General features: G+C 72.5%; 10 protein-coding genes. 9 read left to right on the forward strand and 1 reads right to left on the reverse strand.

Translation table 11 applies throughout. The annotated features are described in order from the left end of the window. From ACFV3I_RS00005 to ACFV3I_RS00025, 5 genes are all read left to right on the forward strand, one after another. The coding region (locus ACFV3I_RS00005; RefSeq protein ID WP_378822112.1) for an ATP-binding protein at positions 1–320 on the forward strand (320 nt) is incomplete at its 5' end. Beyond that, the gene (locus ACFV3I_RS00010) at positions 317–1009 is read left to right on the forward strand and encodes a response regulator (RefSeq protein WP_378822113.1); all 693 of its coding nucleotides are present in this window, start codon (positions 317–319) and stop codon (positions 1007–1009) included. The genes ACFV3I_RS00005 and ACFV3I_RS00010, both read left to right, overlap by 4 nt. Before the next feature lie 38 nt (positions 1010–1047). Beyond that, positions 1048–2220, forward strand: coding sequence for a benzoate/H(+) symporter BenE family transporter (locus tag ACFV3I_RS00015; RefSeq protein ID WP_378822114.1), 1173 nt, complete (start codon positions 1048–1050; stop codon positions 2218–2220). Between the two features lie 91 nt (positions 2221–2311). Continuing rightward, entirely contained in the window at positions 2312–3196 is an 885-nt protein-coding gene (locus tag ACFV3I_RS00020; protein WP_136028486.1) for an ABC transporter ATP-binding protein, read from the forward strand. Then, entirely contained in the window at positions 3193–4296 is a 1104-nt protein-coding gene (locus ACFV3I_RS00025; protein WP_247982337.1) for an ABC transporter permease, read from the forward strand. The genes ACFV3I_RS00020 and ACFV3I_RS00025 overlap by 4 nt, the downstream gene beginning before the upstream one ends. Before the next feature lie 66 nt (positions 4297–4362). Here ACFV3I_RS00025 and ACFV3I_RS00030 read toward each other — a convergent pair whose 3' ends face one another. Next, a complete protein-coding gene (locus ACFV3I_RS00030) occupies positions 4363–7824 on the reverse strand; it encodes a proline dehydrogenase family protein (RefSeq protein ID WP_378802921.1) in 3462 nt (1153 codons plus the stop codon). Between the two features lie 138 nt (positions 7825–7962). Here ACFV3I_RS00030 and ACFV3I_RS00035 point away from each other — a divergent pair, with 138 nt between their 5' ends. The 4 genes from ACFV3I_RS00035 (at position 7963) to ACFV3I_RS00050 (ending at position 12748) form a co-directional block, all read left to right on the forward strand. Next, positions 7963–8871, forward strand: a complete 909-nt coding sequence (locus ACFV3I_RS00035) for a LysR family transcriptional regulator (protein ID WP_136035157.1) — start codon at positions 7963–7965, stop codon at positions 8869–8871. A 60-nt stretch (positions 8872–8931) separates the two neighbouring features. Beyond that, entirely contained in the window at positions 8932–10419 is a 1488-nt protein-coding gene (locus ACFV3I_RS00040) for a glycosyltransferase (protein ID WP_378802922.1), read from the forward strand. A 106-nt stretch (positions 10420–10525) separates the two neighbouring features. Then, positions 10526–11113, forward strand: a complete 588-nt coding sequence (locus ACFV3I_RS00045) for a nitroreductase family protein (protein WP_136035155.1) — start codon at positions 10526–10528, stop codon at positions 11111–11113. Between the two features lie 123 nt (positions 11114–11236). Beyond that, complete coding sequence (locus ACFV3I_RS00050; protein WP_136045401.1) at positions 11237–12748, forward strand: APC family permease; 1512 nt, start codon at positions 11237–11239, stop codon at positions 12746–12748. Positions 12749–12758 lie beyond the last annotated feature (10 nt).

Raw genomic sequence — 12758 nt, forward strand, 5'->3', positions numbered from 1 at the left:
CTCCGACCGCGGTGCCCTCGGTGGTCGCCGTGAACCTCTACCGCATCGCCCAGGAGTCGCTCACGAACGCCCGCCGTCACGCAGGACCGGGAGCCACGGCCGATGTGCGGGTGCGCTACGACGACGACGGCGTCGAGGTGGAGGTCGTGAACACCGGCCGCGCGATCGCCCAGTTGCGACCGGGCCTCGGGCAGCTCGGGATGCGGGAGCGCGCGACGGCCTCGGGGGGCACGCTGGAGGTGGCGCCGCGGCCGTCCGGCGGGCTGCGCGTGCGGGCCCGGGTGCCCCTCGCCCCGGTCGCGGCGGGAGCGAGCCGATGAGCGCCGGCGCCATCCGCGTGCTGCTCGTGGACGACCATGCGCTGCTGCGCACCGGGTTCCGCACGATCCTGGAGACACAGCCCGACATCACGGTGGTGGGCGAGGCCTCGACCGGAGCGGAGGCCGTGGCCCAGGCGTCCGCCCTGCTCCCCGACGTCATCACGATGGACGTGCAGATGCCCGACATGGACGGCATCGAGGCCACCGAGCGGATCGTCGCGGATCCGGCGGTCCGCGCGGCCATCGCGATCATCACGACGTTCGACCGCGACGACTACCTGTACCGCGCGCTGGATGCCGGGGCCAGCGGCTTCCTGCTGAAGAACGCCGGGGCGGAGGACCTGATCGCCGCGGTCCGCGCCCTCGCCGCGGGTGACGGCATGCTGGCGCCCGAGGTGACGCGGCGCGTGCTCGCCCGGTTCTCCGCGGTGCCCGCGCCGGCCCCCGCGTCGCCCGCGCCGGTGCCGAGCTCCGCACGCACGAACCCCGCGCTCGCCGAGCCGCTCACCGAGCGGGAGGCCGAGGGGCTCGCGCTGCTCGCGGATGCCCGCAGCAACGGCGAGATCGCGCGGGCGCTGTACATCGGCGAGGCGACCGTGAAGACGCACGTGTCGCGCATCCTGCAGAAGCTCGGCGCGCGCGACCGGGTGCAGGCCGTGGTGCTCGCGCACCGGCTCGGGCTCGCCTGACGCGGCCGGGGACCGGGCTCCGCGATAGCCTCTGAGCCATGCCGGAAACCGCTCCCCTGTCGCGCCCGATCCTGGCCGGGGTGGTCACGGCACTGGTCGGTTTCACGAGTTCGTTCGCCGTGGTGCTCGCGGGACTCGACGCGATGGGCGCGACCGCGGCGCAGGCGGCCAGCGGGCTGCTGGCGGTGACGGTGACCATGGGCATCGCGTGCGTGGTGCTGGCGTGGCGCTACCGGATGCCGATCACGGTCGCGTGGTCGACCCCCGGCGCCGCGCTGCTGGCCTCCACCGGGGCGATCGAGGGCGGATGGCCGGCGGCCGTCGGGGCGTTCCTGGTCACCGCGGCCCTGATCCTGCTCACGGCGCTGTGGCCCGCGCTCGGCGCCCTGATCGCCCGCATCCCTCCGTCGATCGCGCAGGCCATGCTCGCCGGGGTGCTGCTGCCGCTGTGCCTCGCACCGATCACGGGCGTCGTCGCGAACCCGTGGGGCGTGGTCCCGGTCGTGCTCACGTGGCTGGTGTTCGCGCGCCTCGCGCCGCGCTGGGCGGTGCCGTTCGCGTTCCTCGCCGCGGCCGCGGTGGTCGCGGTGACCCTGGTGGCGGAGGGCGACGCGGTCGACCCCGCGGTGCTGCTGCCCCGGGTGGAGCTGACCGCTCCGGTGTTCACGGTCGGGGCGCTCGTGGGCGTCGCGCTGCCGCTGTTCATCGTGACCATGGCCTCGCAGAACGTGCCGGGCATCGCGATCATGCGCAGCTTCGGGTACGAGGTGCCGTGGCGTCCCGCGATGCTCGTGACCGGGCTCGGCACGGCGCTCGGCGCCACCGCGGGCGGACACGCGATCAACCTCGCCGCGATCAGCGCGGCCCTCGCGGCCTCCCCCGATGCCGATCCCGATGCGCGGCGCCGCTGGGTCGCCGGGGTGTCGACCGGGGTGTCGTACCTGGTGCTCGGCGGGTTCTCGGCGGCCTTCGCGACGCTCGTGGTGCTGGCCCCCCAGGCCGTGATCCCCGCCGTGGCCGGGCTGGCGCTGTTCGCCGCGTTCGGCTCGGCCGTGCAGCAGGCGATCGGCGACCCCGGCGAGCGCCTGCCCGCCGTCGTCACGTTCCTCGTCGCCGCGTCGGGCATCGCGGTGCTGGGTGTGAGCGCCGCGTTCTGGGCACTGGTCGCCGGCCTCCTGGTGCGCACCGTGCTGCACGCCTTCCACCGCTGATCCCCTCCGCCCCACGGCTGAGGAGGGAAGGTCCGCCGCACGGGGGATGCCCTGGAACACGGGGCTCCGTAGCGTGAGGGGCATGACAGGACTGCTCGAACTCTCCGGCATCACCAAGAGCTACGGCTCTCGGCGCGTGCTCGACGACGTCTCCTTCACGGTCGCCCCCGGGCGCCTGACGGGCTTCGTCGGCGGCAACGGCGCCGGCAAGACCACCACCATGCGGATCGTCCTCGGACTGCTGTCGTCGGACGGCGGCCGCGTCGACCTCGATGGCGCCCCGCTCACCACCGCGGACCGCCGCCGCTTCGGCTACATGCCCGAGGAGCGCGGCCTGTACCCGAAGATGAAGGTGCTGGAGCAGATCGTGTATCTCGCGCGACTGCACGGCTTCGCCAAGCAGGATGCCACCGCGCGCGCGACCGCGCTGCTCACGGAGCTCGGGCTCGGGGAGCGGCTGAACGACACGATCGAGTCGCTGTCGCTCGGCAACCAGCAGCGCGCGCAGATCGCCGCCTCCCTCGTGCACGACCCCGAGGTGCTGATCCTCGACGAGCCGTTCTCCGGGCTCGACCCGCTCGCGGTCGACGTGGTCGCCGGTGTGCTGCAGTCGAGCGCCGCGAAGGGCGCCTCGATCCTGTTCTCCTCCCATCAGCTCGACGTGGTGGAACGCCTGTGCGACGACCTCGTGATCCTCGCCGGTGGCACGATCCGCGCCGCGGGGTCGCGTGACGCCCTGCGCGCCGAGCACGCCCGCGACCGCTACGAGCTGGTGTCGGCGGGTGACGCGGGCTGGCTGCGCACCGAGCCGGGTGTCACCGTGATCGACTTCGAGGGCGGCTACGCCCTGTTCGACGCCGACGGTCCGGAGACGGCGCAGCGCGTGCTGCAGTCGGCGGTCGCCCGGGGCGACGTCGCGAGCTTCGCCCCCAAGCACCCGTCCCTCGCCCAGATCTTCAAGGAGGTCATCCAGTGAGCGCCCCCACCCCCTCCCCCACGCGCACGCCCAGCGGCATCTGGCTCGTCGCGGAGCGTGAGATCGGCTCGAAGCTGCGCAGCAAGGCGTTCCTGATCTCCACCGGGATCCTGCTCGTGCTCGCCCTCGCGGGTGTCCTGTTCGGCGGTTTCGCGAGCAAGAACACCGAAACCATGCCGGTCGCGGCGACGGCCGACACCGCCTCGGTCGTCTCGGCGATCCCGAACGTCGAGGTCACCACGGTCGCCGACGAGGCCGAGGCGGAGGAACTGGTCCGCGCGGAGAAGGTCGACGCGGCCGTGCTCCCGGCGAGCGGCACCGAGGGTCACACGGGTTACTCGATCGTCGCCCTGCAGGATGCTCCCGGCTCGCTGGTGTCGGCACTGTCGCTGTCGCCCGAGGTCGTGATCCTGGAACCGGTCACCACCAACCCGCTGCTGCGGTACTTCATCGCGATCGCGTTCGGCCTGGTGTTCATGATGGCCGCGGCGACGTTCGGCGGCACGATCGCGCAGAGCGTCGTCGAGGAGAAGCAGACCCGCGTGGTGGAGGTGCTGCTGTCGGCCATCCCCGCGCGCACCCTGCTGGCCGGCAAGGTGGTCGGCAACACGGTGCTGGCGATGGGGCAGATCCTCGCGCTGGCGGCCGTGGCGACGATCGGCCTGATCGTCACGGGTCAACGCGAGGTGCTGACCACGCTCGGTGCCCCGATCCTCTGGTTCGCGGTGTTCTTCCTGTTCGGGTTCATCCTGCTCGCGGCGATGTTCGCCGCGGCGGCCTCGATGGTGTCGCGCCAGGAGGACATCGGCTCCACGACCACCCCGATCACGATGCTGATCATGGCGCCGTACATCCTGGTGATCGTGTTCAACGACAACCCGCTGGTGCTGACGATCATGTCGTACGTGCCGTTCTCCGCCCCGGTCGGCATGCCCATGCGGCTGTTCGTCGGCGAGGCGCAGTGGTGGGAGCCGCTGCTGAGCCTCGTGATCCTGCTCGCGAGCTGCGTGGCCGCGATCGTGATCGGCGCGAAGATCTACGAGAACTCGCTGCTGCGAATGGGCTCGCGCGTCAAGCTCTCCGAGGCCCTGCGCGGCTGATCCCGCACGAGGAAGCCCCCTGCACCGCGGAGGTGCAGGGGGCTTCGGCGTGTGTGCGGCGGCGGGTCAGATGACGCCGTCGGACAGCGAGGTCGGGTTGCCGAAGCGGTGGTTGGTGATCGACACGGCCTGCTCGTGCAGGAACGGCAGGATCTCCACGCGACCCGCACCCGTCACCGCGTGCGACCACACGGCCACATCGGGCGAGCCCTCGAGCGCCTGGTACAGCGCCGTGGCGTCGCCGCCCACGAGCCGCACGCGCTGCCACGACCGGGCGCCCTTCGCGTAGCGCTTGGTCCAGGCCGCGTCGGACTCCGTCTTCACGGCGACCCCGGCGCCGGAGAGGGCCTTCGCCACGCGCGACGGCAGCGCCGCGGCCGACACGGTGAACGGGCTGCCGCTGCGCAGGGCGGCCGCGAGCACACGCACACCGTCGACGAGCGTCGCGCCCTCCGCGAGGCGCACGTCGACGGCGACCGGGCGGTAGCGGAACACGTTGCGCTCGACCCCGAGGCCGGACTTGTCGCTGACCGCCCCGAACTCGTCCACCCAGGCGCGCTCGTCGGAGGCGGCCGCGCGGTGCAGCCACTCGATCGCGGCCGGGTCGAGCTCGGGCGCGGCGGCCTCGAGCAGCCCCGACACCGCGGGGGTCATGGCGGCACCGGGCGCGGCGGCGGGCAGTTCGGCCGCCCGCCACTCGCCGAGGCCGAACAGGTAGTTCGGGCCGCCCGCCTTGGCGCCGGCGCCCACGGCCGAGCGCTTCCACCCGCCGAACGGCTGCCGCTGCACGATCGCGCCGGTGATGCCGCGGTTCACGTACAGGTTGCCCGCCTCGACCCGGTCGAGCCAGGTGGCGACCTCGGCGGAGTCGAGCGAGTGCAGGCCGGCGGTGAGGCCGTAGTCCACGGCGTTCTGCAGGCGGATGGCCTCGTCGAGGTCCTTCGCGTGCATGATGCCGAGCACGGGGCCGAAGAACTCCGTGAGGTGGAAGTACGAGCCCTCGCGCACACCGGTCTTCACGCCGGGGGTCCACTGCTTCCCCTCGTCGTCGAGCTTGCAGGGCTCGACCAGCCAGCGCTCGCCCTTGTCGAGCGTGGTGAGCGCCGTGAGCAGCTTGCCGTTCGCGGGTTCGATGATCGGGCCCATCTGCGTGGCGGGGTCGTCGGGGAGCCCCACGCGCATCGAGGTCACGGCGTCGACGAGCTGCCGCTCGAACCGCTTCGAGTCCGCGACCGAGCCCACGAGGATCGCGAGGGAGGCGGCGGAGCACTTCTGTCCCGCGTGGCCGAAGGCGCTGCGGGCGACGTCGGCGGCGGCCAGGTCGAGGTCGGCGGAGGGTGTGACGATGATCGCGTTCTTGCCGCTGGTCTCGGCGAGCAGCGGCAGGTCGGCCCGGAACGAGCGGAACAGCTGCGCGGTCTCGTAGGCGCCGGTGAGGATGACCCGGTCGACCTGCGGGCTGGCGACCAGGCGGGTGCCGAGGTCGCGCGAGGCCAGGTCGACGAGGGCGAGGAGGTCGCGCGGCACACCAGCGGCCCACAGCGCCTCCACCATCACGGCACCGCAGCGCTGCGTGAGCTTGGCGGGCTTGATGATCACACCGGAGCCCGACGCGAGGCCGGCCAGCACGCCGCCCGCGGGGATCGCGACGGGGAAGTTCCAGGGCGGTGTGACCACGGTGACCTTCGACGGCACGAACTCCGCGCCCGTCACGGCCTCCAGGTCCTTCGCGCGCTCGGCGTAGTAGTGGGCGAAGTCGATGGCCTCGCTCACCTCGGGGTCGGCCTCGGCGATGGTCTTGCCCGCCTCGTTGGCCATGATCTCGATGAGCTGTCCCCGGCGCGCGGCGAGCTCGTCGCCCGCGCGGTGCAGCACGGCGGCACGCTCGGCGGCCGGCAGCGCCGCCCACCGCTCGGCGGCGGCGGTCGCGGCGGTGAAGACCGCGTCGAGCTCGGCCTCGGTCTCGATGCGGGCGGCGGCGATCGCGTCACGCCCCAGCGTCGTGGAGACGGAGCGGCGCAGGATGTCGCGACCCCAGGCGCGGTTCGCGGCGAGCGCGGGGTCGCTGTCCGGCTGGTTCGCGAAGCCCTCGGTCACGCCGGCGGGGCGCTCGTCCGCCCGGTTCTGCGTGCGGTGCGGTGCCGGAACCCGCTGCGACTCCGGCAGCCCGGCGTCGGCGGCGAGGGCGGCGAGGGAGCGCTCGAACCGCTCGCGCTCACGCGTGAGCAGGGTCGGGTTCGACGCGAGTTCGAACACGGCCGACATGAAGTTCTCCGGGCTCGCGTTCTCCTCCAGGCGGCGCACGAGGTAGGCGATCGCGACGTCGAACTCGGCGGGGTTCACGACCGGCGTGTAGAGCAGCAGGCGGCCGACGTCCTTGCGCACGGCCTCGGCCTGACCGGTCGCCATGCCCAGCAGCATCTCGTACTCGACCGCGTCGGTCACGCCGCGCGCCTTCGCGAGGAGCCAGGTGTAGGCGATGTCGAACAGGTTGTGTCCGGCGACGCCGATGCGCACCGCGTCGAGGCGCTCGGGGGTCATGGCCCAGTCGAGCACCCGCTTGTAGTTCGTGTCGGAGTCCTGCTTGGTGCCGTAGGTCGCGAGCGGCCACCCGTGCACGGTCGCGTCGACCTCTTCCATCGCGAGGTTGGCGCCCTTGACGACGCGGACCTTGATGGGCGCCCCGCCCTTGGCCCGGCGGGCGGTGGCCCACTCCTGCAGGCGCTGCATGGCACCGAGCGCGTCGGGCAGGTAGGCCTGCAGCACGATGCCGGCCTCGAGGTCCTCCAGCCCGGGCTGGTCGAGGATGCTCGTGAAGGCCGCGATCGTCAGGTCGAGGTCGCGGTACTCCTCCATGTCGAGGTTGATGAACTTGGCCTTGCCCGCAGCCTCCGCCTTCGCGGCGAGCCGGTAGAGCGGCGTGAGCTTCTCGACCACGTCGGCGACGGCCTCGTCGAACGACCACATCGACAGCTGGCTGACGACGCTCGACACCTTGATCGACACGTAGTCGACGTCGGGGCGGGCGAGGAAGTCGTACGTGCCCTGCAGGCGGCGGCCGGCCTCGCGCTCGCCCAGCACGGCCTCGCCGAGCAGGTTGAGGTTCAGGCGGTTGCCGGTCTTGCGCAGCTTCGCGATCGCGGGCCCGAGCTTCGACGGGGTGGCGTCGAGCACGAGGTGGCCCACCATCGCCCGCAGCACGCGACGCGAGATGGGGACGACGACGCCGGGGAGCTTGGGCGCCCAGAAGCCGCCGGCCTTGATCGCGGCACGCAGGTAGCCGGGCAGCAGCGTGGGGGTGATGTCGCTGAGCTCGGCGAGCTTGCGGCCGGCGACGCGGAGGTCTTCCGGACGCATGACGCCGTCGACGAAGCCGACCGTGAAGTCGAGACCGTTCGGGTCTTTGAGCACCTCGGAGAGGCGCTGAGCGGCGGGCTCGACGGGGTGGGTCTCGCTCTCGGCGAGCCAGCGCTGCACGAGTGCGGCGACCTCTTCCGTGCGGGGCGTGGTGTCGTCGATGACGGTCATGGGCGGGGTTACCTTCCTCGGCAGCGCACACCCGGGTGACGTGTGCGGCTGGATCATTGTCCAGCCGCTCGGTAGGCTCCGTCTATCAACCGATTCGAGTGGATTCTGTTCACTCAGACTTAACGGACGCGAGGCCCCGTGCTCGACATCACCCGCCTGCGCATGCTCGTGGAGCTGTCGCGTCGTGGCACGCTCTCCGCGGTCGCCGACGCACTGTCCTACAGCAAGGCCTCGGTGTCGCAGCAGCTCGCGGCCCTCGAGCGCGACGTGGGCGTCCCCCTGCTGCGCCGGGTGGGGCGCGGCGTGCAGCTCACCCCGCAGGGCACCGTGCTGGTGACCGAGGCGATCGGCATCCTCGACCAGCTCGAGCACGCCAGGGTCGCGGTCGCGGAATCGCTCACCGAGGTGACGGGGACCGTGCGTCTGGCCGTGTTCCAGTCCACCGCCCACTCGCTCCTGCCCCGCGCCCTCGCCGCGCTCGCGGAACGTCACCCCGCCCTCCGGGTCGAGGTGACCGAGCGCGACCCGGAGTCCGCCCTCGACGCGGTCTCCGGCCGGGAGGACGACCTCATCCTCGCCGAGCAGTATCCGGGGCACAGCCGTCCGATCCACGCCGATCTCGACCGGGTGGCGCTCGCGCACGACGCGATCGCGCTCGCCCGGCGCCCCGGTTCCCCCGCGCACGGCGACCCCGCGACGACACTCCGGTCGACCAGCACGGCCCCCTGGGTGCTGGAGCCGGCGGGCACCGCCTCGCGCGCCTGGGCCGAGCAGCTGTGCCGCACCGCGGGGTTCGAACCGGACGTGCGCTTCGAGCTCGCCGACCTCACGGCGCACATCCGCCTGATCCACGCCGGGCTGGCCGTCGGGCTGCTCCCCGAGCTGGTGTGGGCGGGCGACACCCCGACCGTCGACCTCTCCCCGCTGCCGCGCTCCCCGCGCCGCGAGATCTTCTCCTCCGCGCGACGGGTGTCGGCCGCCGCCCCGTCGATCCGCGCCGTGCGGGCCGCCCTCGCCGACGCCGCCTCGCACAACCTCCTCGACTGATCCGCCCGGTCATCCGCGAGGAGGACGCGCCCCGGAGAGCCCCGGGCTATCCTCGGCAAGATGTCGCTCTTCCCTCCCCGCCTCCCGGCCGCCCGGCACTTCGCCCTCACCTGGGGCATCACGGAGCAGTACGGGGGGATGACGAGCGCGATGCTGCGCCGGTCCCGCTCGTTCCGCCGGATCGGGGGCGTCGACGTCGACCTGCTGACGCTCGACGACGGCCCCGACTACCCCGAGCTCTCGGAGCGGCTGCGGGCGAAGGGCGAGCTGATCGACGGGCTGCGCATCCGCAACCTGTGGGACGAGCTGCGCGCCACCCCGCCCGCACCCCGGGGCGTCATCCCGACGCTGCCGCCGCTGCTGGCCCCGGAAGACGACGACACCGTGCGCGAGCACGACGGCGTGGTGCTCAGCCGCGCACGCCGAGACGGGGACGGACACCTGTCGGTCGACCGGTTCCGCCGCGACGGCTCCCTCCTGGCGACCGAGCGCGAGGGGGCGGAGCGGCGCGTGGTCGTCTACGGCGTCGACGGGACCCCGCTGCGCTCCTGGCGCACCAGCTGGGGGCTGTACCGCTGGTGGTTCGACCGCCTGACGGCGGGGCGCGCGAGCTTCCTGCTGGTCGACTCGAAGACCGCCGCGCGACCGGTCGCGGGATACCGCCGTGACCACGTGACGACCCTGCACGTCGTGCACGCCTCGCACCGGGTGGCCGGACGCCCGCGGACGCTCCGCGCCTCCCGGGAGGGCGTCCTGCGGCGCGCGGGAGACTTCGACGAGATCGTGGTGCTGACCGAGCGGCAGCGCAGCGACCTCGTGGAAGACCTGGCGGCCCTGGGCGTGCAGGCCCGCGTGCGCACGATCCCGAACGAGGTGACGCTGCCGCCCGCGGTCTCCGCACCCCGTCCGGCCACGCGCGGCGTGGTGGTCGCGTCGCTGGACAAGCGCAAGCGCCTGGGCCACGCGATCGAGGCGCTCGCGAAGGCCCATGCGGCGGACGCCCGGATCGAGGCCGACGTCATCGGCGAGGGTCCGGACGAGCCGACGCTCGCGGCGCGCATCCGCGATCTCCGCGCCGAGGAGTGGATCCGGTTGCGCGGCTTCGACCCGCACGCACGGGAGGAGTTCGCGACCGCCGGGTTCAGCCTGCTCACGTCGACGTCGGAGGGGCTGCCCCTCGTGCTCGTGGAGAGCATGGCGGCCGGGTGCATCCCGCTCGCCTACGACATCCGCTACGGCCCGGCCGACATGATCCGCGACGGGGTGAACGGCTTCCTGCTCCCCGAGGGCGACGTGGACGGGCTCGCCCGGCGGATCGCGGGGCTCGCCGCGATGCCGCCCGGGCGGGTCGAGGGCATGCGGAGGAAGGCGCGGGCCAGGGCGGCCGAGTTCTCCGACCGGGCGATCACCCGGCGGTGGGCGCGCGAACTCCGGGCCGCGTACGACGCGAAGCTGCTGACGGCCGCACGGGAGGCGCCGATGGGCGTGCGGGCGCGGCGACTCGCGGGCGTGGTGCGGCGCCGGGCCCGGTGGGCGCTCGGCCGCTGAGCATCCGCCGCTGACGCGCGGGAATATGCATGCGCATGTATGAGTTGGGTGGGGAGTAGCCCGGACGACGGCGTCCGATCCATCCCACCGTCCGAAAGGCACTTCCGTGAGCACTCCCGTCATCGACCGCACCGCCCCGACCGAGCACCCCGTCCTCGACGTCCTCGCCGGCCGCTGGAGCCCCCGCGCCTACGACGCGCAGAACGCGATCGACGAGGACAAGCTCGCCACCGCCCTGGAGGCCGCCCGCTGGAGCCCCTCCGCCAACAACACCCAGCCCTGGCGCTTCCTAGTCGCCCGTCGCGGCACCGCCCTCCACGCGCAGATCGTCGACGCGCTGATGGGCTTCAACCAGGCGTGGGCCGGCAACGCCGCGGCGCTGATCGTCGCGATCGCCGAGACCGAGACCGCCGACGGCACCCCGCTCACCCACGCCCTGTACGACCTCGGCCAGGCCGTGGCCCACCTCTCCGTGCAGGCGCACCATGACGGCCTCGTCGTGCACCAGATGAGCGGCTTCGACCCGGAGGTCGTGCGCGAGTTCGCCGACCTGGAGCCGCGCTTCACCCCCACCACCGTCATCGCGCTCGGCGAGCTGGGCGACATCGCTGCGCTGCCGGAGCCGCTGCAGGAGCGCGAGGTCGCCCCGCGCGTGCGTCGCCCGATCGCGGAGACCGTGCTCCTCAGCGCCTGAGTCGCGCGCACGCCGGCGCTCCGCCGCGACAAGGCCCGGTCCCCGCACGGGGCCGGGCCTCGCCGTATCGGGCGGCCTTTTGTGAGGGGTGCGGCACGACCCCCCGCACCTACAATCGTCGGCATGGCATTCCAGCGCAGGGTCAAGTCCGTCGAGCAGTCGATCGCCGAGACCCACGACGAGCAGAGATCGCTGAAGCGATCCCTCGGCGTGTGGGATCTCGCCGTCATGGGTGTCGCGGTCGCGGTCGGCGCCGGCATCTTCTCCGTCGGCGCCGAGGCCTCCGCGCGACACGCGGGCCCGGCCGTCATCATCTCGTTCATCATCGCGGCGGCCGTCTGCGGTCTCGCGATCCTCTGCTACGCGGAGTTCGCCTCCTCCATCCCGGTGGCCGGGTCCGCATACACGTTCACGTACTCGACGTTGGGCGAGTTCCTGGCCTGGATCATCGGCTGGGATCTCATCCTCGAGATGCTGATGGCCTCCGCGGTGATCGCCAAGTACTGGGGCGTCTACCTGGGCGACGCCGTGTCGCTGTTCGACCTGCAGATCCCGATGACGCTGCAGCTCGGCCCGCTCAGCTTCGACTGGGGTCCCGTCGTGATCGTGGCGATCTTCACCGTGCTGCTCGCGCTCGGCACGCGGCTGTCCAGCCGCGTCAACAGCGTGTTCACGGTCATCAAGGTCGCGATCGTGCTGTTCGTCATCGTCGTGGGGCTGTTCTTCATCAACGGCGCCAACTACACCCCGTTCGTGCCGCCGGCGCAGCAGGGCGTCGCCTCGGAGAGCGCCTGGACGCAGTCGCTGTTCTCCTTCATGACCGGCGCCGACCCGTCGATCTACGGCGTGTTCGGGATCCTCAGCGGCGCGGCCCTGGTGTTCTTCGCGTTCATCGGGTTCGACGTCGTCGCCACCAGCGCCGAGGAGACGAAGGACCCCAAGCGCACCGTGCCGCGTGGCATCATCCTCGGGCTCGTGATCGTGACCGTGCTCTACGTGCTGGTCGCAATCGTCATCACCGGGATGGTGTCGTACACCGAGCTGGCCAAGCTCGACGAGCCGTCGCTGTCCAGTGCGTTCGAGCTGGTCGGGGCGACGTGGGCGGCGCAGGTGATCGCGATCGGCAGCCTCGTGGGGCTCACCACGGTGGTCATGGTGCTGCTCATGGGTCTGGCGCGCGTGGTCTTCGCGATGAGCCGTGACGGCCTGCTGCCCCGCTCGCTCAGCGTGACCGACGCCAAGCGCGGCACCCCCATCCGCATCCAGCTGATCGTCGGGGTGGTGATCGCGATCATCGCCGGATTCACCGACGTGCAGGTGCTGGGCGACATGATCAACATCGGCACCCTCTCGGCGTTCGTGCTCGTGAGCATCGGGGTGCCGATCCTGCGCAAGAGCCGCCCCGACCTGGAGCGGCCGTTCACGGTGCCGCTGTCGCCCTGGCTCCCGTGGATCTCCGCGATCGCCTGCTTCTGGCTGATGCTGAACCTCAGCACCGAGACCTGGGTGCGGTTCGCGATCTGGCTCGCGCTGGGCCTGGTGATCTACTTCGCCTACTCCCGCCGGCACTCGCTGATCGGCCGGGAGCTGGAGCGCGACGCCCTCGGCGGCCTCCGCAGCCGGCCGTCGGACTGACGGCGAAGAG

The organism is Microbacterium sp. NPDC059771, from assembly GCF_042732495.1.
Taxonomy (GTDB): Bacteria; Actinomycetota; Actinomycetes; order Actinomycetales; family Microbacteriaceae; genus Microbacterium; species Microbacterium sufflavum.

What these genes read in the sequence shown, in the direction of transcription:
- ACFV3I_RS00010 (WP_378822113.1), top strand. Translation starts at nt 317, where the DNA reads ATGAGCGCCGGCGCCATCCGCGTGCTGCTCGTGGACGACCATGCGCTG.
- ACFV3I_RS00015 (WP_378822114.1), top strand. Translation starts at nt 1,048, where the DNA reads ATGCCGGAAACCGCTCCCCTGTCGCGCCCGATCCTGGCCGGGGTGGTC.
- ACFV3I_RS00030 (WP_378802921.1), bottom strand. Translation starts at nt 7,824, where the DNA reads ATGACCGTCATCGACGACACCACGCCCCGCACGGAAGAGGTCGCCGCA.
- ACFV3I_RS00040 (WP_378802922.1), top strand. Translation starts at nt 8,932, where the DNA reads ATGTCGCTCTTCCCTCCCCGCCTCCCGGCCGCCCGGCACTTCGCCCTC.
- ACFV3I_RS00050 (WP_136045401.1), top strand. Translation starts at nt 11,237, where the DNA reads ATGGCATTCCAGCGCAGGGTCAAGTCCGTCGAGCAGTCGATCGCCGAG.